Origin of the sequence: Bacillus sp. NMCC46, from assembly GCF_002998465.1 — a bacterium.
Taxonomy (GTDB): Bacteria; Bacillota; Bacilli; order Bacillales; family Bacillaceae; genus Bacillus.
In genome coordinates, this window is sequence record NZ_PVQZ01000008.1 from 24,343 (window position 1) to 44,223 (window position 19,881).

Consider the following 19,881-nt stretch of genomic DNA (forward strand, 5'->3'; position numbering starts at 1 on the left):
GGTCCTCAGTACTTTTCATCTATTTTATGAAACTTGCTGTTCTACTTTCACTCGTTTAATGAAGAAAGCGATGATCAAACCAATGACGGTCATGATCACAGCAAAGATAAATGCATGCTGGACGCCATTTGTAAAGGCGAGCAGCTGGTTCATCGGATTTGCGGGATCAGCCACATTTTCCATAAAGCTGCGGGTCCCTGATGAAAGGATCGAAATACCGACCGCAGTACCAATAGCTCCTGACACCTGCTGCAATGTATTCATAATCGCTGTACCATGCGGATATAGCTCTGGCGGCAGCTGATTTAATCCATTTGTTTGTGCAGGCATCATGATCATCGCGATTCCGACCATTAACGTAATATGAAGGGTCACAATGTATCCAATCGATGTATTCACACTTAAATTCGTGAAGCCAAACATCGTCGCTGCGACAATGACAAGCCCTGGAATCACAAGCCATTTTGGCCCAAACTTATCAAATAGCCCACCCATGATTGGAGATAGCAGACCGTTGATAATTCCACCAGGCAATAGCATTAAACCTGCTGTAAATGTAGTTAGTGCCAAGGATGTTTGCAGATACAATGGCAAAATCATCATAGCAGACAGCATCACCATCATACACACTAAGATCAGCAGTAACCCAATGACAAACATCGGATATTTAAACGGGCTTAAGTTCAACATCGGTTCCTTCATATTCAACTGTCTGAGAGAGAATACAAGAATCCCAATGACACCTACTACAATTGCAACGATCACATGCATACTGCTCCAGCCGCCGCCTTCACCGGCACTGCTAAAGCCATACACAATTCCTCCGAAACCAATGGTTGAAAGCACAATCGATAAAATGTCGATTTTTGGTCTTGTTGGCTCCGTAATATTTTGCATAAAGATAAAACCAAAGACGAGTGCAGCTATTAATAACGGAAGTGAAATCCAGAAAATCCAATGCCAAGTCAGCGATTTCAAAATAAGACCAGAGACTGTTGGACCAACAGCTGGTGCAAACATGATCACAAGACCTATAATCCCCATTGATCTGCCTCGTTTATGAGGCGGGATGATCACCAAAATCGTATTGAACATCAATGGAAGAAGCAATGCCGTACCGACTGCCTGTACGACACGTGCCACCATTAAAATACTAAAGACTGGCGCAACCGCCGCAATAAATGTTCCAATGATCGAAAAGATGAGCGACGTAATGAAAAGCTGTCTTGTTGTAAACCATTGAAGAATGAGTCCTGAAATTGGTACGAGAATACCAAGTGTTAATAAATATCCTGTTGTCAGCCACTGAGCTGTCGTTGCTTCAATACCAAAGTCTAACGTTAAGCTTCTCAGCGCCATATTTAGTGCTGTTTCACTGAACAGGCCAATAAAACCAGCTGTGATAAATGAGATAATAATGGGCAGCGTTCGAATATGAGAAGCTGCTGCTTGCTGTTTGTTCATAGTAGGTTGGCTCCTTTTCTTTTTCAATTTAGATCAATCATAGGAAGTCAGGCTGGTCAGAAATGAGCCACTTCAATGTCTATTGAAAACAGATAAAATCTGTTTCTCTGCAGCGAATTGAGCGATTTTTTCGATTGAATAACCAGATTCACAAATATAAAACATCAGTTCAGGCGTCATCGGAGAGGACATACATAATGTCGTCAGCTCAATATCCTGTATGTTCGCTTCCCCTTTTTCTTCTGCTTCCTCCAGCAAATCACGAATGATTTGTTTAAGCGATTGACTGTAATGACAATCATACACTTTACTTGTCTGTTCTAAATTCCCAGAGATTGTAAGCATCCGAATCCAGTCTAAATGATGACCGACGATGAGATGAATTTCTTCGAGCACATAACGCAAACGTTCACGAACCGGCTGGTCACTGATTTTGCTCAAGTAAAGATGCAAAGCAGGGATCAGCTGTTCAAATCTTTCTCCAAGGATAGAAAGGCACAAATCACTTTTATTGGCATAGCGGCGGTAAAGAGTGCCCTGCCCAACACCAGCTGTTTTGGCAATTTTATGCATGCTGACATTTTCCACGCCAAATTCCTGAAACAAAGAAAAAGCGACCTCTTCAATTTCCTTTCCAATATCCTTTTCCATGATGCCTCACCTTCTTTACCTTCATCCATATTGCACTTATCTCTATGTGTTAAATCTCATCTCTTTTGATTCTCATTAGGACAATTGTCCCGATATTATCTTACGGACAACTGTCCGCTTTGTCAATCATTCTTTATTAAATGGCATGAAAAAGATCAAAAACTCAATTTTAACGAATGAGTTTTTGATGACCTTTTGCTGTTTATACCATTTTCTTTAGTAACTTCCTATGAAATAAGAGAAGAATCTAGCAAAAAATCCTCTTTAATATCATATATTAGACCGATTTTCCATTTTGAGAGAATCATGTATGATCAATTAAGAAAACGCTTTCAAAAAAGGAGAGGGGAATGCCTATATGTCTTACCGTGTGAAACGAATGTTGATGCTGCTTGTCACTGGATTAGTCTTGAGTTTGTCCACATTTACTGCGGGTGCCTCGGCACAAACAGGCGGGTCGTTTTACGAGCCTTTTAACAACTATAATACGGGGTTATGGCAAAAAGCCGATGGGTACTCGAATGGAAACATGTTTAACTGTACGTGGCGTGCAAATAATGTCTCCATGACGTCATTAGGTGAAATGCGATTATCGCTCACAAGTCCCTCCTATAATAAGTTTGACTGCGGAGAAAACCGCTCCACTCAAACATATGGCTACGGGCTTTATGAAGTCAGCATGAAACCAGCCAAAAATGTAGGGATCGTGTCTTCGTTCTTTACTTATACGGGACCGACTGATGGTACGCCTTGGGATGAAATTGATATCGAATTTCTAGGAAAAGATACGACAAAGGTTCAGTTTAACTACTATACCAATGGTGTAGGAAATCATGAAAAAATCGTCAACCTTGGTTTTGATGCAGCAAACTCTTATCACACGTATGCATTTGACTGGCAGCCTAACTCGATTAAATGGTATGTAGATGGACAATTAAAACATACTGCCACTACTCAAATCCCTCAAACTCCAGGAAAGATTATGATGAACCTCTGGAATGGTGCAGGTGTCGATGAATGGCTCGGCTCCTATAACGGTGTTACACCGCTCCACGCACATTATAACTGGGTGCGTTACACAAAAAGATAACCACATCACAAAACCTGTGAAAAGTCACAGGTTTTTCTTCATTTAAATTGAGCTGGTTTTTAGTTGATGAACCAGCTTTTGTTCATAGCTGTGGATAATATCTTCATAACTTTCTATCTTGTAATCTAACCGCTTAATCGTCTCTTCGATTTCCTTTTGTTTTTCTACAAGTCTTTCTCTCTCATTGACCAAAATACTTTTCCGCGAGGACAGGGTACGATCCTCGCCCTCGATAAATAAAGCCGTATATTCTCTAAGTGCATCAATTGAGAGACCCGCATTTCTCATACATTTGATAAATTCAATCCACTGAATATCTTCTTCTGCATAATCACGAACACCGTTTTCATCACGCCGGATCGGTCGAATTAAACCAATATTCTCGTAGTATCTGAGCGTGGCAGTAGATAAATCGAGCTGCTTGGCGGCTTGTGCTATTTTCATTGTTTTCACCCTTCTCTTCTTCTCTCACCTTATGAAAAATGAAATTCCTTCTTCTCATCATCTCCAATTTGATAGAGAACGCAAGATGCTTTTGGCTCAATTCTTTATTTAAGGATGTTGAAAAGCTTGAAGAGGGTTCTCTATTGACTTAGAGTTCACTTTAAGACGTACAGTATAGAAGTAAAGAATCTTACTTTTGAAAGGATGATCAAGAATGTGTCAGACGCACCATTCAAACGTTTTAAGTGTTTCACATGCAAAAGCGAGCTTTGAACGGACAACCATTGAACGAAGAGCGCTTCGTCCACATGATATTTTAATCGATATTCAATTTAGCGGGATCTGTCATTCAGATATCCACAGTGCCTTTGATGAATGGGGCGGCGGTATTTTCCCAATGGTTCCGGGTCATGAGATCACTGGAGTCGTTGCCGCTGTTGGTGATGATGTGACGAAATTTCAGATCGGAGACCGTGTAGGTGTTGGCTGCTTTGTTGATTCCTGCGGCACCTGTGAATATTGCCAAAATGGAGACGAGCAATATTGCACGAAAGGGGTCGTCCAAACCTATAATAACCTCGATTATGACGGGGAACCGACTTACGGCGGCTATAGTCAGAAGATTGTCGTGACAGAGCGCTTTGTCGTCAGCATTCCAGATCAACTATCCCTTGATGCCGCAAGTCCTCTTCTCTGCGCTGGAATCACAACTTATTCACCGTTAAAGCACTGGAAAGCAGGGCCAGGTAAAAAAGTTGCCATCGTCGGGATGGGCGGACTCGGTCACGTGGCCATTCAATTCGCACGTGCACTTGGCGCTGAAGTCACGGTATTGAGCCGCTCTTTGAATAAAAAAGAAGAGGCGCTGTCATTTGGTGCAAAAGATTATTTTGCTACAAGTGATCCTCATACCTTTCAGTCACTAGCCGGTCAGTATGACCTCATTCTCAACACAGTTTCTGCCAATATCAATATAGACGCCTATTTGTCCCTACTTCGTGTGGATGGAACCTTGGTGAACGTCGGTGCACCACCTGAGCCAGATCAATTCCACGTCTTTTCATTGATTACTGGCCGCCGCAGCATTGCCGGTTCACTCGTTGGAGGCATACAAGAAACACAAGAAATGCTCGATTTCGCAGCTGCTCACAATATCGCACCACAAATTGAAGTGATCAACGCAAGTCAAGTTGATGAAGCGTATGAACGTGTGCTGAAAAGTGATGTGCGTTATCGGTTTGTCATTGATATTTCGACATTATGATCGGATTCTATTTTGAAAGACTAGCTCAATGGCTGGTCTTTTTTAATGGTGGATATCCTGTTTTTCTTATAGCGAGGATTCTAGAGGATATGTTCAAAAATCATGGATAATAAAAAAAAAATCACACCCAAAATTCCTTCAAAATAATCTCTCTTTTTTAGAACTAAATTTATTGACAAAAAATAAATAAACATGTTATTATTAAAAATTTGATTATTTCGGATCGATTTGTGGTACCCTTATAGTAGGTACTTAATATGGAGGTGGATGATATGTTTCAAATTGGTGATAACATTGTGTATCCAATGCATGGAGCAGGTATAATTGAAGCCATAGAAGAAAAAGAATTTTCTGATGAAAAACAACAGTATTATGTGATTAATATGTCAATCAGTCATATGAAAGTGATGATTCCAACACGGAAAATGTCGGGTTCACGTATTAGACCTGTTACAGATATACTGGCATTAAACAGTGTGATACACATTTTCCAGCATGGCAAATCAGATCAAATTCTGACATGGAAAGAACGGCATACAATTAATACAAACAAAATAAAAACGGGTAGCATCCAAGACGGTGCTGAAGTTGTACGTGACCTGATGCGTATGAAGAAAGAGAAAGCACTAAATGCAAGTGAAAAGAAAATGCTAGATGATGCCCATGAATTTTTGCTAAGTGAATTAGAAGTCATCAAAGGGATTACAGAAAAGCAAATAAAAAGTTTCTGTTAAGAACTCTGCCGCTCTTTTGGGCATCCCTCACCATTTTTGAATACATGTTCTCTAAGAACCTATCCACCCTTCAACTTATGAAAGAAAAAAGAATTTATTTAGGCAAATTCCGCATATTGTAAATCCAATATGCTATACTGTTGATAAACCTTTGAAGCATGAATTTTTTTACGATTACCTTGTAACATCTCCCTACTTGTACGCTGAGTAGGGTTTTTTATTGAAGAAATAATTGGAAACACAAAAAAACAGGCTCTCTACAGAGAACCTGTTTTTAAAAATGAAGATTAAGCAGTTTTTTGAACGTTAGCAGCTTGAGCTCCACGAGAACCTTGCTCTACGTCAAATGTTACTTTTTGACCTTCGTCTAAAGATTTGAATCCGTCACCTTGGATAGCTGAGAAATGTACGAATACATCGTCGCCTTCTTCACGTTCGATAAATCCAAAACCTTTTTCTGCGTTAAACCATTTTACTGTACCTTGTTCCATGTTTGTTGCCTCCTAGTGCGTTACCACACAATGTATTATACTATCCTTGCCCAAAGTATCCTCAAGACGAAAAGTCTTTCTTCATGCTATCCTTTACGCCGAACAAAAATAATTATTCTTATTGTAACATGAATCGGAAATAATTGCAATTTAGGATTTAAAAGAGCACCAAACGTGATATAGTGACACAAATAAGACAGGGGGTTTAATGATGAAACGAATAAACAAATTTCATATCCCTCACCCTTGTTAATTTAGCTATGTTAAAGAATAATGTTGATTTTGGTTAAAAAGAAGAAACTCCCCTTTGCAGCGAGTCCACTTGTGCATAAAATCAGTTAGTTTGATCACCAAAAGAGAGAATCTTTTCTAAATTCTCTCTAAAATCGACTGAACAAAGTCAGTTTTCCCCTCTGCATATTTGTGTTTTTCATTTTTATTTAAAATTGATAGGTTCAGTTTGAGCTGCTCGTACTCACTTCTTACTAGTTCGTTACTTCTTAAATAATCCCTGAAATTTAACTGTTCGAGTAAATACCTATTGCCTGTTTGATACATATGGATTTGGTGTGTACGTGGTTCTCCTTTGTTGAAATAGTGTCTTTCAGGTAAAACATTGGTTCCTTTATATGAATAACCTAGCCCTTCCAAAGCTGTTACGCACTGTTCTCCGTCAAGAAAATCATCTATTTCAATTGCAATATCAATAATTGGCTTCGCACTTAAACCCTTTACTGCTGTACTTCCAATATGGTGGACATTCACTGTGTACTGACCGATAACCTCTACTATTCGTTTCTTTTCCATTTCAAATTCTTTGACCCATTCAACAGACCAAGGAACTAAAAAACCTCCCCTCTTGGTAATCCAAGCATTTACTCAACCCGCCTTATGATTGTTTAGTTAGACTTTTTTAACATAGGTCAAATCGGTAGAAAACATATAAATCTTACTAATAGTTGAAGCATTTCGATGGATAGCAAAAAAACCTTTCAAACGGTATGGGGATGATTGGACTGCATTATATAAAAATATTATTCTCAAACAAAAACGTCCACTTACTTAAGATGAGTGGACAGTCATTTAGAGAAAAACTACTTAACATTTTCAGACTCAAGTCTGTTTAACCAGTTATGGACTAATGAGTTAAATACATCGGGTTGTTCAATTTGCAGGTTGCGGCCAGCCATATCAAGCACTGCAAAAGTTACCCTTGGATAATCTAGTTTTCTTTTTATATTCATTTTATTTTGATTTTTCTAATTGGTTTTCGCCCCATAAAAGAAGTTGTTCAAATATAGGGATCAGCTCTAGTCCTGCCCCAGTCAATGAATATTCTACTCTTGATGGAACTTCATTATACTGAACTCGTTGAACAATTCCGTTTTCAATCAAATCCTTTAATGATTGATTGAGCATTGTTCCTGTAATTCCATACACTTTACGCTTTAACTCATTATATCGAATATCATTGTAACTACATAGTACAGCTAAGATTTTTAAATTCCATTTTCCCGCTAATATATTTAAGGCATAACTTGCTGGAGCTATCGCTTTATTCAGCTCACTTTCAGTCATATTTTATCCACTCCTTAGTCAGTTTTTCCTTACTTAGTCAGTTTATATTGAGTACTTGTTAAATCAATTCCATTTATTATAATCAAATATGTAAACCATGTCACCCATGTATTAGAGAGCTAAATTGATTTTAAAACCCTTCAAGTTCATACTTTTTCTAGGAGATGGAGTGAGTAAATGAAAAATGAAAAGATGCGTGCTGCACAATATACTAAATATGGATCACCGAATGTTCTTTTTGAAGATTCTATATCAAAACCTGTTATAGAAACTGGAGAAGTACTCATTCGTGTACATGGGTCGAGTGTAAACTCTATGGATACGCTTTTTCGATCAGGCAAGATGAAACTATTAACGGGTAATCAATTCCCTAAAGGAACAGGGGCAGACTTTTCTGGTGAGGTTGTTGAGGTAGGATCGAACGTAAAAAATTATCAATTAGGTGATAGAGTGTGGGGAGTTCTTCCTATGAAATTAAGGAGCCAAATTGGTAGTGCCGCTGAATATGTAGCTATATCACCTGAGAAAATATCTAAAATTCCTACAAAGGTTGATCTCTTACAAGCTGCGGCATTGCCTGGCGTAGGTGCTACTGCAATTATTGCTTTAAAATATAAAACTAACCTTAGAAAAGGCGAAAAGTTACTTGTACGTGGTGCAAGTGGAGGAGTCGGAAGCATTGCGATTCAAATTGGCAAAATGTTAGGTGCTCATGTAACTGCTCTTGCAAACGAAAAACATCTTACTTTTCTTCAAGAGCTAGGTGCAGACGAAGTATTTGATTATAAAAAAACATCTCCTACTGATCTTAAAAAGTTTGATGTAGTCATGGACACAGTGGGAACTGACCTTAAACATTATAGGCGCCTGCTTGCAAAGAACGGTAGAATGGTTACTATTGGATTTCCTAGTTTTTCGTCCTTAATATATATATTAGCTTCAACTACTTTCGGTTCTCGTAGAGTTCGCACATTCAGTGCAAATCCCAAAAATGAACTTCTAAAAGAATTAGCATCTTATGTAGATTCCAACAAGGTCAGACCAGTTATTGATAGCATTTATTTTTTATCTGATGTTGCCAAAGCTCATCATTCCTTAGAAGCTGGAGGTGGACGAGGAAAACGCATCATAAATTTACTTGATAAAAAATAAGCCATCATTTTAGGATAAAATGGCCGCTAGTTTCTTGTAAAAGGCGTTGCTCCATTTGCGGCGTTATCAGGCGGGGCTTTAGATGGATTGAGATCAACTCAATTTGCTGATGCATTCAGGACTTTAGCCGCTAAAATATAGATCGTCTTTTCACCAGTACCAAGACTAGCTATTGGAGGTACATATAAGTTTGTTTCCAAATTAATCAGAGACTATAACTCTTTCAGTAGGATATACTAGATCTAAATCCTATGACATAGCGTTTGATTATGCTAAAAGATATTATGAAAAAAAACCGTTACTACTTTACTAGCAATATTCAATATTTCTGCTGTAAAAGGTGCATGGTTTTGGTAAGCAAGTCTTCTCCCATAGCTGTATTTTCCGCACAAAAAAAATAATACCAAAGGTGGTTAAACCCTTGGTATTATTGGGATGCGGCCGAGAGGACTTGAACCTCCACGGGTTATTCACCCACTAGGCCCTCAACCTAGCGCGTCTGCCATTCCGCCACGACCGCGTGTATGATGTGCTCTTATATTCATAATTGCACTGTTTGAAAAAACAATGCGGGTGAAGGGACTTGAACCCCCACGTCATAAAGACACTAGATCCTAAGTCTAGCGCGTCTGCCAATTCCGCCACACCCGCGTGACAATGGTGAGCCATGAAGGACTCGAACCTTCGACCCTCTGATTAAAAGTCAGATGCTCTACCAACTGAGCTAATGGCTCATCTGCTATGCAGAAAAACATATATAAAAAATGGCTGGGCTAGCTGGATTCGAACCAACGCATGACGGAGTCAAAGTCCGTTGCCTTACCGCTTGGCTATAGCCCAACGAATCAAAAAACAAAACATGACCCGTACGGGATTCGAACCCGTGTTACCGCCGTGAAAGGGCGGTGTCTTAACCGCTTGACCAACGGGCCATACAATAATGGCGGAGAAGGAGGGATTTGAACCCTCGCGCCGCTTACGCGACCTACACCCTTAGCAGGGGCGCCTCTTCAGCCACTTGAGTACTTCTCCATTATGGCTCCGCAGGTAGGACTCGAACCTACGACCGATCGGTTAACAGCCGATAGCTCTACCACTGAGCTACTGCGGAATAATAAGACATGTTTCATTATATATATGCCAGAAAAATGTGTCAAGAATTTTTAAGCGTTTCATTCCTGCCCCATTTGCGACGGCTTTTATAATTTAACATATACTAATATAACAGTCAAGCCTTTTTCCATGCCATTTGTTTAACTTGGCAGAAAGCCCCCGACCTCTTAACGTAGACCAAGGGCCTTGATGCAGCCTTCCTCAGGAGACTAAGACAGCTTAAACTTTCGCATCCACTTATAAAAAGTACTTCTTGGCACCCCTGCTAACTTCGCTGCTTCTGACACATGACCTTTCGTATTATGCAGTGCTTCTATCACTGTTTGCTTTTGAATGCGCTCCCTAAACGTGAGTTCTTTTGGAATCTCGGTACACTCTTCTGGATGCAGCTTCTGCTTTTTCTGATCAATCGTCTCTAATACTGAAGCATATTGCGATTCACCAATCCATCCGCCTTTAGGAAAGAGGACCCTTAGATGTTCAAACAGATTAAAAAGCTCTCGTATGTTTCCCGGCCAGTGGTATTCCTGCAATGTCTGAAAAAATGATTCAGGAAATACCGCATTCCAGTGGTGCTTCTTTTGGTAATAACGATATAAATCATGAATGTCTTCTTTTCTTTCTCTAAGCGGCGGGATGTTGATCGGATAGACATGAAGACGGTAATACAAGTCTTCTCGTATTTTTCCTTCCTTCAGTAGTTCGTTCATATTACGGTGTGTCGCTGTAATGATTCGAATATCCAAAGGGATTTCGTATGTCCCGCCGAGCGGTACGACTTTCCTTTCTTCTATCACCCGAAGAAGTGCTACTTGCATCGCATATGGGATTTCACCAATTTCGTCTAAAAAGAGTGTTCCTTTATGAGCTTGTTCAAATTTCCCTTTAGCTCCGTGACGTTTTGCTCCTGTAAATGCCCCTTCAGCATAGCCGAATAATTCGCTTTCTAACAGGCTTTCAGGAATGGCTCCGCAATTAACAGCAATAAACGGTCCTTTATGCCTTTCACTGGCTGAGTGAATAGCTCTAGCGGCCAGTTCCTTCCCTGTACCTGTTTCGCCCCAAATATATACATTGGCATCTGTTTGTGCCACTCTCTTCATCTCACTGAGCGTCTGTTGAAACACCTTACTTGTTCCAGATTCCCCGGGAAATTGAGCAAAGGAAACGGTGATGCTACTTTTCGCTGCTTCTTCAAGGGAAAGGGACATGCCCAGCATCTTTCCATCTAGCTCTGATTGAATGATCTGCGTTCCCCGGATAACAAATGGATGACCCTTAAGCCGCTCGACATCCATTCCGTACCAGTCAGAAAATCGTTCTCTAATCGACCTGCTTGCAGAAACAATTTGCTTTTTTTCATTACAGACCACATACGGTGCGTCTGCTTCCACCTGCTGGAGAGAATGAGTGATCAGCTCCATCTCTCTCCTTTTTTGCTGGACTTGAATTTCTCTCTCTATGGCATAAGCAACCGTTGAAGCCATTCCAAGCATAAAAGGGTGCTTGTTATCCGCGATACAGGAGATATCAATCACCCCTATGATCGTACCGTCTGCATCACGAATAGGAGCGGCTGAACAACTCCAATGGTGAGAGGCGACAGAAAAATGCTCAGTTCCGTTGATCGTCACAGCTTCCCCGATGACGAGTGCCGTTCCAATAGCGTTCGTCCCTACATCTGTTTCGGTCCAGCGCGACCCCTCCATAAAATTAATTTTTCTTGCTTCCACCATCGTTCTTTCGCTTCCTGTCAGACTTAGCACATAACCGTCTGCATCGATAAGTAAGGCCAGCATGTCAGATTCTTTTAATTGCTGACTGATTTTATTTAAGTAAGGAAGAGCGGTATTGAGGAATAATGAGTATTTCTTTTTTTGGGCACTGAATAATTCCTTTTCTAACAACGACTGTCCTTTATCTAAATACGGATTAACATTTGCCTGTTTACACCTGTGCCATGATTCCATCACTCTCTTATTCAGACGAGACTTATCAAGCAAACCTTCACGAACAAAACGTTTCCACGTATTTAAATAACAAGGCGTCGGATTCATTCCATCCTCTCCTCTGGGGGCTTTTTATTCATTATAGATAATTATAAAAGCGCTTTCAATTAACATTGGCTAACCCAAGAAGTCAATCGGATAGAAATAGAGTCTTTTTCAGCAGTGCACCGCTCGTCCCATTGTTTGCAGCAAGGCTTCGTGTATCGCCTCTGAAAGTGTCGGATGTGCCGCAATAAACTGCTCTAATGTATCAGCGGTCAGCTCTGTATGCATCATCACCGCCGCTTGTCCAATCAGTTCTGTTGCATTCGGTCCAATGATTGATACACCTAAAATTTCTTGGTATTGCGGTTCTACAATGACCTTTACTTGACCGGCTGGTTGATTTAAGATTAATGCTTTTCCATTTGCAGAAAATGCACATGTCCCTATCCGAATCTCCTCATATTGTTTTCTAGCACTCTCTTCATTTAAACCAACACTGGCGATTTCTGGAGAGGTGTAGATGCATCTTGGAATCACTTGTTCATTGACTTTTACATGTTCACCTGATGCATGGGATGCCGCAACCGTTCCTTCATGAAAAGCAGTATGAGCAAGCTGGACCCCACCTGTCACATCACCGCACGCATAGATATGCGGGAGATTGGTTTGCATATGTTCATTGACGTAGATTCCGTTTCTGTCAAATTCAATGCCGACCTGATCAAGATTCAACTCTCCAAGCTGCGGAGTTCTGCCAATTGCCACTAAGCAACGATCAGACTGGATTTCACACTGCTCTCCTTGATTTTTCTCTACCACTACTTTTCTTGAAGAAGAATCAAACTGTTTGACTGCGGCGGACGTCAAAATGTCTACACCCGTTTCTTCGAGTTGCTCGTGAAGACATTGTGCTATATCACAATCTTCTTCAGGTAAAATGTGCACTGCCCGCTCAACCATGACAACTTTTGTCCCCATTCTGCTAAATATGCTTGCAAACTCACAGCCGATCACCCCTCCCCCAATAATACAAAGCGAATCTGGTATCGAAGAAAGTGACATGGCATCCTTGCTGTGAATGATCCATTCCCCATCAAAAGGTGCAAAAGGTAAAGCAGCAGGCGCTGCCCCTGATGCAATAATGATTTGTTTTGCTTGAATGATTTCAGACTTCCCTTCACTTTCTATCAATAGCTCATGTGCCGATAGAAATGATGCCTTCCCATTCACCACGCTGACTTTGTTTTTATTCATCAAGTAGCGAACACCATCAGTCAGCTGTTTGACGACAGACTGTTTCCGTTTTTGGACGGCATCCCATTGGATGATAGGATCATGTCCTGGAAGCTCAATTCCAAAATGTACAGCCGATTTCACATGCTCATACATATCGGCGCTTTGCAAAAGCGCTTTCGTCGGAATACAGCCTTCATTGAGGCAGGTACCCCCCAGCTGACCTTGATCAATTAACACAACCTTCCTGCCAAAACGGGCGGCTGTTATGGCCGCCACATAACCTGCTGGTCCGCCTCCTATAATGACCAGTGTCATGATACGTTCACCTTCTTCCTATAAAAGAATGGATATTGGTTCTTCTAAATATGCTTTGACCGTTGATAAAAATGCGGATGCCGGCGCTCCGTCCAGCACGCGGTGATCAAACGTAAGACTGAGTGGCAGGATGGTCCCTTTGCACAATTCATCCTCTCGATAAACAGGGGTTTCATACATTGTTCCAACGCCAAGGATACCGGCTTCCGGCGGATTCAAAATCGGAGTGAAATGCTCTACACCATATGCACCTAGGTTGGTGATCGTAAAGGTAGAGCCTTCGATTTCATCGTGAAGAAGTTTGCCTTCACGTGCTTTTTTGCCATACAATTTGATGGTCTTCGCTAGCTCAATGAGCGCTAGTCTCTCCGCATGTCGAATAACTGGCACAGCTAAGCCGTTTTCTAAAGCAGCAGCTATCCCAAGATGAACATACTCAAAAGTTTCCACTCTTTCATTTTGATATTGACTGTTCATCGCAGGGTGTTCGAGTAATGAAAGGATCGTTGCTTTGGCTACAAAATCGGTCATGGTCAATTTTGTATCGTGACGGGCTATGGCTGTTTCATTCAGCTGTTGTTGTAAGTTTGTAAGTTTTGTCACGTCCGCTTTCATCGTAATGGTTAATTGTGCACTTGTTTGCAGGCTTTCCATCATTCTTGAGGCAATTGTTTTCCGCATCGTGTTAACAGGTTGATGCTCTGTCTCATTTTGTTTTTTCTCTGCCCGTTCAGGAAGCGCATGAAGCACATCCGCTTTCGTAATTCTTCCCCCCGGTCCTGTCCCCACCAGCGTATCAATGTCTAGGTTTGCGCTATTCGCAATTTTACGAGCAACAGGGGAGATTTTCTTTCTCTCTTTTTTTGGTTTTGACTGGACGTCTCTTTCTTTCTTTTCCTCCACCTGTTCATTTCCTTCACCGATATAGCAAATGACCGTGCCAGGCGGTACACCTTCTCCCTCAGACACTTTTATATCCAATATGGTTCCTTCAGCAGGTGATTCGATCTCCATTTCAATTTTTTCAGAGTTGATGCTTGCAATGCTTTCCCCTTTATTTACGGTCTCACCGACCTCCTTATTCCAGACAGATACCGTTCCTTCTTTCATCGACATACCCAATTTAGGCATCACAACTTCGACAGCCATCTCCCTCTCTCCTTTCTTTAGTTCAAGATCTTGTCATGACTCTTGCCAATCATCTCTAATACGGTGTTCACAACCTTATCAGGTGTCGGCAGATATATATCTTCAAGAGGTGGTGAAAATGGTACTGGTGTATGAGGAGCCGTCACTTTTTTGATTGGAGCGTCAAGTAAATCGAATCCTTTATCTGCAATCAAAGAAGAGATATCTGCGGCAATTCCGCACCTTGGATTTGCTTCATCCACAATGACAAGCCGATTTGTTTTTTCTACCGAAGTCAGAATGGCCTCTTCATCGAGCGGCGACAAGCTTCTTGGATCAATCACTTCCGCTTCAATACCTTGAGCAGCTAACTCTTCTGCCGCTTCGAGTGCTGTATGCACTTGTTTGCCTACTGCAAAGATGGTCACGTCTGAGCCTTCTCTCTTCACATCTGCTTTACCAAGCGGCAATGTGTAATATCTCTCTGGCACATCTCCTGTGATATTGTAAAGCGTCTTGTCTTCAAAAAAGATGACAGGGTCCTGATCCTCGATGGCTGCCAGCAGCAGCCCTTTGGCATCATAAGGTGAAGAAGGCACAACTACTTTCAATCCAGGAATGCTTGTAAATAACGCATACAAACTTTGCGAATGCTGGGCTGCTGCTCTAAAACCCGCCCCATGTGTCGTTCTAATCGTGATCGGCACCTCTGCTTTTCCGCCAAACATGTAACGAAATTTTGCGCCTTGATTCAGCACTTGGTCCAGACAAGTACCGATAAAATCATTAAACATAAGTTCCGCAATTGGTCTTAGCCCTGTTGAAGCAGCTGCCATGGCCGCGCCTACATAGCCAGCTTCACTAATCGGTGTGTCTAGGACACGCTCACGTCCAAACTCCTGTACGATTCCTTTGGTTACTCCAAGAACTCCGCCCCATGCTTCATCATCCTGTAAGTGATCTACATGAGCGCCTCCCGCAACATCTTCCCCCATTAAAATGACATCTTCGTCTCTTCTCATTGCCAGTTTAATCGCTTCATTCAAAGCACTAGACATGCTGATTTCTCTTGTCATTTTCCTCTCCCCTTTATTGATACGAAACATACACATCGGTCAGTAATTCGGTATGATCTGGATATTCACTTTCTTCACTGAATCTAACGGCTTCATCTATCGCTTCTGCTACAGCCGCTTCAATACTTGATATCTCCTGATTCGTCAGCAGCTGCTTCTTTAATAATTCATTTTTAAAAAGAGCGATGGCATCTTTCTCTTCTTGGTGTTCTGTTTTTTCTTGATTTGTTTTGTAGCGCTGAGCGTCTCCTTCAAAATGACCATAATTCCGATATGTCATGCATTCAATCAATGTCGGACCTTCTCCATTTTTTGCTCGTTCTATCGCTTGTTCTGCTGCTTGATAAACGGCTGTCACATCTTTTCCATCTACTTGAATACCCGGAATGCCATAACTGGCGGCTCGATCCACGATCGATTTGCAGCTTGAAGCATAGGAAAATGGCGTCGCTTCCCCGTAACCATTGTTTTCTGCGATGAAAATGACAGGCAGTTTCCAGATGGCGGCGAGATTGATTCCTTCGTGAAAAGTCCCTTGATTGTTTGCACCATCCCCAAAAAAGCAAACGCTTACATTATTTGTCTTTTTATATTTAGCCGTGAGGGCTGCCCCGCACGCAAGTGGAAAGCCGCCTCCAACAATTCCGTTAGCACCGAGCATTCCTTTATCAAAATCTGCAATGTGCATGGATCCACCTTTTCCTTTACAAAGACCTGTGGCTTTTCCATAGATTTCTGCCATCATTCCTTTTAGATCACAGCCCTTAGCGATACAATGGCCGTGGCCGCGGTGTGTACTTGTAATACTGTCTTGTTCATTCAGGTGAGCACAGACTCCTACAGCAACAGCTTCTTCGCCAGCATAAAGATGGACAAAGCCCGGCAAGATCCCTTTTGTAAAAAGCGTGTGTACTTGATCTTCAAATTGGCGGATTTCCTGCATTTTTTGATACATCCAAACGGCTTTTTCTTTTGTGAGTGCCATTTCCATATGGTAAAACCTCCTATCTTTTTTTGCTTGCACTTATATACAAGCAAAAAACGTGCCAACATCATGGCACTTGAAAACTTAGGTTTTGAACGATTCACACCGATCAAAAAAGAGACAAAATGAGATTTGCGTCTCTATTTGTCTCAATATGTCTACTTCATCTCCTACATATCACGATGATCAGTTCCATTGGCCACAAAAAAAAAGCATCCCATAAAGGAATGCTTTTCACTCTGAATCGATTGTACGCCGCCATTTTAATTTTCCTTTGCAGACGCCGCACACATAACGAGAGGTATCAAATCGTCTTTTCCTGATAAAATACTGACCGCATCCTGTGCAGACATATTCATGCCGTTTCTGTACACGCCGTTTATTTTGTACGGTCTTTAGCGGTGTACAAAAACGCGGGGCTCCTACTTGTTTTAATAACTCTTTAAAATCCCGGTCACGATGCTGATAGCCCTTCCCCTCAAGGTGCAGATGATAATGACACAGTTCATGCTTGATGATCCCAATCAATTCAGCTCTTCCATGCTCCTCAAAATATCGGCGATTTAACTCAATATTGTGTGTACCAAGCAAATATCTTCCGCCTGTCGTTTTGAGACGGTCATTAAAAACAGCTTGATGGCGGAATGCCTTACCAAAGAACTGCTCAGAAATATGCTCTGTTAACTGCTGTAACTCTCTCTCCTTCAATCAAGATCGTTCCTTTCTATAAAAACCTCGAACGGGACAATTTCCCCTTTGCATACATTGAAGGTACACCCACTGTTTCGATCAAAGGAGGAATGGGCGATGCCCAACTGGCTGAAAAATCAGATGCAGAAGGCATTTTTTGAAAAAAATCATTACCAAATCAAATTGCTGAATCAATGCTGGTACTTCTACAGAAAAAAACATTCAGTCACATCAAGGCACACCCCATCCTAAGGTGCGCCTCGTTTTTTGTTTACTCTGGTTTCAGCATGGAGAGGGCAACGCGGCCTTTTGCCTGGTCAACGGAGTCCACCCATACAGTTACAATGTCACCAACTGATACAACGTCAAGCGGATGCTTCACAAAACGGTTGCTTAGCTTTGAAATATGTACAAGCCCGTCCTGCTTTACACCAATATCAACGAATGCGCCGAAGTCTACGACGTTTCGCACCGTTCCTTGCAGCTCCATTCCTTGCTTCAAGTCCTCCAATTTCAACACATCTGTTTTCAAAAGAGGTTTTGGGACTTCATCGCGCGGATCACGCTCAGGTCTTGTCAGCTGATCGATGATATCCTGAAGTGTAATGATACCAACATCAAGCTGCTCTGCTGCTTCGTCCAGTTTGACCTCTGCAATTTTCTCCTTTAACTGCTCTGTGCCAAGATCGTCTGGCGTCATCTTGATCATGCGTAAGAATTGTTTTGTTTCTTTATAGCTCTCTGGGTGAATGCCTGTACGATCAAGTGGATCTTGTCCGTCTGCGATGCGCAGGAAGCCGATACACTGCTCATAAGTCTTAGCACCAAGTCTTGGAATATCCTTGAGCTCTTTTCTGCTTGTGAATCTCCCAATCTCTTCGCGGCGCTTGATGATATTTCCTGCGACGGCTTTTGAAAGGCCTGACACATATTGCAGCAGCGCCTGTGAGGCCGTATTGACGTTCACACCGACTTGGTTGACGACAGTCTCCACCACGAAGGTTAACGAGCTGTTTAATTGCTTTTGGCTCACGTCATGCTGGTATTGGCCCACCCCGACAGACTTCGGATCAATTTTCACAAGCTCTGCTAAAGGATCTTGTAATCTTCTAGCAATTGATATGGCACTTCGTTCTTCGACTTGCAGGTCTGGAAACTCTTCTCGCGCCAGTGCAGACGCAGAGTATACACTTGCCCCTGCTTCATTCACGATTAAATAGGACACCGGCTGATCCAGCTCTTGAATCAGGTCTGCGATGAATTGTTCGGTCTCTCTTGAGGCTGTTCCATTTCCAATCGCAATGACTTCAATATTTGATGATTGAATGATCTCTTTCACTTTTTGTTTGGCTTCCGCTTTTTTCTGCACAGGCGGGTGCGGGTAAATGACGCCAATATGATGGACTTTGCCCGTATCATCCACGACGGCTAACTTACAGCCTGTACGAAATGCAGGGTCGACTCCTAGTACACGCTTCCCTTTCATCGGCGGCTGAAGAAGCAGTTTTCTTAAGTTTTCAGCAAAAATATGAATCGCTTGCTCTTCTGCCTTTTCTGTCAGCTCTTTGCGTATTTCTCGTTCGATTGAAGGCTGAATGAGGCGCTTATAGGCATCATCAATTGCCGCTTCAATAAACGGTCTCGCCGTCGTCTGCTTGCCTTTTATGACTTGCTTGTCGAGATAGAAACGAATATTTTCAGCAGGTGGTTCGATGGCTGCCTTTAAGATGCCTTCTTTCTCTCCACGATTGACCGCTAGTACACGGTGGGGCACTATCTTTTTGATGGGCTCTTGATAATCGTAATACATTTCATAGACGTTTTTCTCATCGCTCTCGATGTCTTTTCCTGATGTGACCAGACTGCCCTTTTGGTACGTTTCACTGCGAATCCATTTCCGCATATCAGGATCATCAGCCAGCTGTTCAGCAATGATGTGCTGCGCGCCTTCAAGTGCCTCGTCTACACTTCTTACTTCCTTTTCTTCGTTGATAAAAGAAGCAGCCTTCTTCTCGATCTCATCGCTTGGCAGCGCGAGTACATATTCCGCCAGCGGCTCGAGCCCTTTTGCTTTGGCTACATTCGCCTTTGTTTTACGTTTTTGTTTGAATGGCCGGTATAAATCTTCGACCTCTTGCAGTTTATGAGCTTGTTCAATTTTTTGTTTTAATTCATCCGTCAGTTTGTCTTGTTCAGCGATTAAGCGAATGACTTCTTCTTTTCGGTTCATGACATTTTGGATATATGTATAGCGCTCTGAAATGGTTTGAATTTGCACCTCATCCAGTGAGCCTGTCTGCTCTTTCCGGTAACGGGCAATAAACGGGACGGTGTTGCCATCCTCTAAGAGCTTGATGACACTTTCAATTTGTTTTGTTGAAAGCTTTAATTCTGTTGCAATTTGTTTCAATAAAAAGTCAGATGTCTTCATACTTTGCATCCTCTCACTGTGTCTTCTCTTTTAGTGTATCAAAAA

The 19,881-nt window shown here is 41.8% G+C and carries 17 protein-coding genes, 7 tRNA genes and 2 pseudogenes; 5 read left to right on the forward strand and 21 right to left on the reverse strand.

Going from position 1 to position 19,881, the window contains the following annotated elements:
* Positions 1-24: 24 nt before the first annotated feature.
* Both C6Y01_RS17480 and C6Y01_RS17485 read right to left on the reverse strand, forming a co-directional pair.
* Entirely contained in the window at positions 25-1,464 is a 1,440-nt protein-coding gene (locus C6Y01_RS17480) for a DHA2 family efflux MFS transporter permease subunit (RefSeq protein ID WP_034666046.1), read from the reverse strand.
* Positions 1,465-1,536: 72 nt separating this feature from the next.
* Positions 1,537-2,115: a TetR/AcrR family transcriptional regulator gene (locus C6Y01_RS17485; protein WP_034666049.1), complete on the reverse strand. Its 579-nt coding sequence runs from the start codon at positions 2,113-2,115 to the stop codon at positions 1,537-1,539.
* A gap of 358 nt (positions 2,116-2,473) precedes the next feature.
* Between C6Y01_RS17485 and bglS the strand changes: the two genes are divergently transcribed.
* Entirely contained in the window at positions 2,474-3,205 is a 732-nt protein-coding gene (gene bglS, locus C6Y01_RS17490) for a beta-glucanase (RefSeq protein ID WP_066031276.1), read from the forward strand.
* Positions 3,206-3,247: 42 nt separating this feature from the next.
* On the opposite strand, the gene C6Y01_RS17495 is transcribed toward bglS, so the two are convergent.
* Positions 3,248-3,649 carry a MerR family transcriptional regulator gene (locus C6Y01_RS17495; RefSeq protein WP_060595605.1) on the reverse strand — a complete coding sequence of 134 codons (402 nt, stop codon included), beginning with the start codon at positions 3,647-3,649 and terminating at the stop codon, positions 3,248-3,250.
* A 214-nt stretch (positions 3,650-3,863) separates the two neighbouring features.
* Between C6Y01_RS17495 and C6Y01_RS17500 the strand changes: the two genes are divergently transcribed.
* Positions 3,864-4,913 (forward strand): NAD(P)-dependent alcohol dehydrogenase, encoded by a 1,050-nt coding sequence (locus tag C6Y01_RS17500; RefSeq protein ID WP_034666054.1) that lies wholly within the window; start codon positions 3,864-3,866, stop codon positions 4,911-4,913.
* Between the two features lie 272 nt (positions 4,914-5,185).
* The gene (locus tag C6Y01_RS17505) at positions 5,186-5,647 is read left to right on the forward strand and encodes a CarD family transcriptional regulator (protein ID WP_095286254.1); all 462 of its coding nucleotides are present in this window, start codon (positions 5,186-5,188) and stop codon (positions 5,645-5,647) included.
* 287 nt (positions 5,648-5,934) lie between these two features.
* Here the strand turns inward: C6Y01_RS17505 and C6Y01_RS17510 are convergent, their stop codons facing one another.
* From C6Y01_RS17510 to C6Y01_RS17525, 4 genes and pseudogenes are all read right to left on the reverse strand, one after another.
* A complete protein-coding gene (locus C6Y01_RS17510) occupies positions 5,935-6,138 on the reverse strand; it encodes a cold-shock protein (protein ID WP_003214229.1) in 204 nt (67 codons plus the stop codon).
* 369 nt (positions 6,139-6,507) lie between these two features.
* Positions 6,508-7,013: pseudogene (locus C6Y01_RS17515) on the reverse strand (GrpB family protein).
* A gap of 219 nt (positions 7,014-7,232) precedes the next feature.
* Positions 7,233-7,361 (reverse strand): annotated as a pseudogene (locus C6Y01_RS19210) (alpha/beta fold hydrolase); the annotation flags it as partial.
* 22 nt (positions 7,362-7,383) lie between these two features.
* The gene (locus tag C6Y01_RS17525) at positions 7,384-7,716 is read right to left on the reverse strand and encodes a winged helix-turn-helix transcriptional regulator (RefSeq protein WP_106038579.1); all 333 of its coding nucleotides are present in this window, start codon (positions 7,714-7,716) and stop codon (positions 7,384-7,386) included.
* Between the two features lie 177 nt (positions 7,717-7,893).
* Between C6Y01_RS17525 and C6Y01_RS17530 the strand changes: the two genes are divergently transcribed.
* The gene (locus tag C6Y01_RS17530; RefSeq protein ID WP_106038580.1) at positions 7,894-8,868 is read left to right on the forward strand and encodes an NAD(P)-dependent alcohol dehydrogenase; all 975 of its coding nucleotides are present in this window, start codon (positions 7,894-7,896) and stop codon (positions 8,866-8,868) included.
* Between the two features lie 436 nt (positions 8,869-9,304).
* On the opposite strand, the gene C6Y01_RS17535 is transcribed toward C6Y01_RS17530, so the two are convergent.
* The 13 genes from C6Y01_RS17535 to C6Y01_RS17595 all read right to left on the reverse strand — a co-directional run bounded on the left by C6Y01_RS17535 (position 9,305) and on the right by C6Y01_RS17595 (position 17,423).
* Positions 9,305-9,388 (reverse strand) — tRNA-Leu (locus tag C6Y01_RS17535).
* Positions 9,389-9,436: 48 nt separating this feature from the next.
* Positions 9,437-9,519 (reverse strand) — tRNA-Leu (locus C6Y01_RS17540).
* A gap of 7 nt (positions 9,520-9,526) precedes the next feature.
* Positions 9,527-9,602: transfer RNA gene (locus C6Y01_RS17545), tRNA-Lys, on the reverse strand.
* A gap of 31 nt (positions 9,603-9,633) precedes the next feature.
* Positions 9,634-9,708: transfer RNA gene (locus C6Y01_RS17550), tRNA-Gln, on the reverse strand.
* A 20-nt stretch (positions 9,709-9,728) separates the two neighbouring features.
* A tRNA-Glu gene (locus C6Y01_RS17555) sits at positions 9,729-9,800 on the reverse strand.
* A 9-nt stretch (positions 9,801-9,809) separates the two neighbouring features.
* Positions 9,810-9,900 (reverse strand) — tRNA-Ser (locus tag C6Y01_RS17560).
* A 4-nt stretch (positions 9,901-9,904) separates the two neighbouring features.
* Positions 9,905-9,979: transfer RNA gene (locus tag C6Y01_RS17565), tRNA-Asn, on the reverse strand.
* A 211-nt stretch (positions 9,980-10,190) separates the two neighbouring features.
* Positions 10,191-12,038, reverse strand: coding sequence for a sigma-54-dependent Fis family transcriptional regulator (locus C6Y01_RS17570; protein ID WP_106038581.1), 1,848 nt, complete (start codon positions 12,036-12,038; stop codon positions 10,191-10,193).
* A 108-nt stretch (positions 12,039-12,146) separates the two neighbouring features.
* Positions 12,147-13,526 carry a dihydrolipoyl dehydrogenase gene (gene lpdA / locus C6Y01_RS17575; protein ID WP_095286209.1) on the reverse strand — a complete coding sequence of 460 codons (1,380 nt, stop codon included), beginning with the start codon at positions 13,524-13,526 and terminating at the stop codon, positions 12,147-12,149.
* Positions 13,527-13,544: 18 nt separating this feature from the next.
* Positions 13,545-14,675, reverse strand: a complete 1,131-nt coding sequence (locus C6Y01_RS17580; RefSeq protein ID WP_106038582.1) for a dihydrolipoamide acetyltransferase family protein — start codon at positions 14,673-14,675, stop codon at positions 13,545-13,547.
* Positions 14,676-14,692: 17 nt separating this feature from the next.
* Entirely contained in the window at positions 14,693-15,730 is a 1,038-nt protein-coding gene (locus C6Y01_RS17585) for an alpha-ketoacid dehydrogenase subunit beta (protein ID WP_060595599.1), read from the reverse strand.
* Positions 15,731-15,743: 13 nt separating this feature from the next.
* Positions 15,744-16,721, reverse strand: coding sequence for a thiamine pyrophosphate-dependent dehydrogenase E1 component subunit alpha (locus C6Y01_RS17590; RefSeq protein ID WP_034663939.1), 978 nt, complete (start codon positions 16,719-16,721; stop codon positions 15,744-15,746).
* A gap of 228 nt (positions 16,722-16,949) precedes the next feature.
* The gene (locus C6Y01_RS17595; protein WP_106038583.1) at positions 16,950-17,423 is read right to left on the reverse strand and encodes a SprT family protein; all 474 of its coding nucleotides are present in this window, start codon (positions 17,421-17,423) and stop codon (positions 16,950-16,952) included.
* A 99-nt stretch (positions 17,424-17,522) separates the two neighbouring features.
* On the opposite strand from C6Y01_RS17595, the gene cmpA reads away from it, so the two are divergent.
* Positions 17,523-17,657: a cortex morphogenetic protein CmpA gene (cmpA, locus tag C6Y01_RS17600; protein ID WP_095286213.1), complete on the forward strand. Its 135-nt coding sequence runs from the start codon at positions 17,523-17,525 to the stop codon at positions 17,655-17,657.
* Between the two features lie 19 nt (positions 17,658-17,676).
* On the opposite strand, the gene C6Y01_RS17605 is transcribed toward cmpA, so the two are convergent.
* Positions 17,677-19,836 carry a Tex family protein gene (locus C6Y01_RS17605; protein WP_106038584.1) on the reverse strand — a complete coding sequence of 720 codons (2,160 nt, stop codon included), beginning with the start codon at positions 19,834-19,836 and terminating at the stop codon, positions 17,677-17,679.
* Positions 19,837-19,881 lie beyond the last annotated feature (45 nt).

Bases quoted from the DNA above. Each gene is read 5' to 3' on its own strand.
- bglS (WP_066031276.1), top strand. From the start codon at position 2,474: ATGTCTTACCGTGTGAAACGAATGTTGATGCTGCTTGTCACTGGATTA.
- C6Y01_RS17605 (WP_106038584.1), bottom strand. From the start codon at position 19,836: ATGAAGACATCTGACTTTTTATTGAAACAAATTGCAACAGAATTAAAG.
- C6Y01_RS17590 (WP_034663939.1), bottom strand. From the start codon at position 16,721: ATGGAAATGGCACTCACAAAAGAAAAAGCCGTTTGGATGTATCAAAAA.
- C6Y01_RS17510 (WP_003214229.1), bottom strand. From the start codon at position 6,138: ATGGAACAAGGTACAGTAAAATGGTTTAACGCAGAAAAAGGTTTTGGA.
- C6Y01_RS17530 (WP_106038580.1), top strand. From the start codon at position 7,894: ATGAAAAATGAAAAGATGCGTGCTGCACAATATACTAAATATGGATCA.
- C6Y01_RS17570 (WP_106038581.1), bottom strand. From the start codon at position 12,038: ATGAATCCGACGCCTTGTTATTTAAATACGTGGAAACGTTTTGTTCGT.
- C6Y01_RS17485 (WP_034666049.1), bottom strand. From the start codon at position 2,115: ATGGAAAAGGATATTGGAAAGGAAATTGAAGAGGTCGCTTTTTCTTTG.
- C6Y01_RS17495 (WP_060595605.1), bottom strand. From the start codon at position 3,649: ATGAAAATAGCACAAGCCGCCAAGCAGCTCGATTTATCTACTGCCACG.
- cmpA (WP_095286213.1), top strand. From the start codon at position 17,523: ATGCCCAACTGGCTGAAAAATCAGATGCAGAAGGCATTTTTTGAAAAA.
- C6Y01_RS17500 (WP_034666054.1), top strand. From the start codon at position 3,864: ATGTGTCAGACGCACCATTCAAACGTTTTAAGTGTTTCACATGCAAAA.
- C6Y01_RS17580 (WP_106038582.1), bottom strand. From the start codon at position 14,675: ATGGCTGTCGAAGTTGTGATGCCTAAATTGGGTATGTCGATGAAAGAA.
- C6Y01_RS17525 (WP_106038579.1), bottom strand. From the start codon at position 7,716: ATGACTGAAAGTGAGCTGAATAAAGCGATAGCTCCAGCAAGTTATGCC.
- C6Y01_RS17480 (WP_034666046.1), bottom strand. From the start codon at position 1,464: ATGAACAAACAGCAAGCAGCAGCTTCTCATATTCGAACGCTGCCCATT.
- C6Y01_RS17585 (WP_060595599.1), bottom strand. From the start codon at position 15,730: ATGACAAGAGAAATCAGCATGTCTAGTGCTTTGAATGAAGCGATTAAA.
- C6Y01_RS17505 (WP_095286254.1), top strand. From the start codon at position 5,186: ATGTTTCAAATTGGTGATAACATTGTGTATCCAATGCATGGAGCAGGT.
- lpdA (WP_095286209.1), bottom strand. From the start codon at position 13,526: ATGACACTGGTCATTATAGGAGGCGGACCAGCAGGTTATGTGGCGGCC.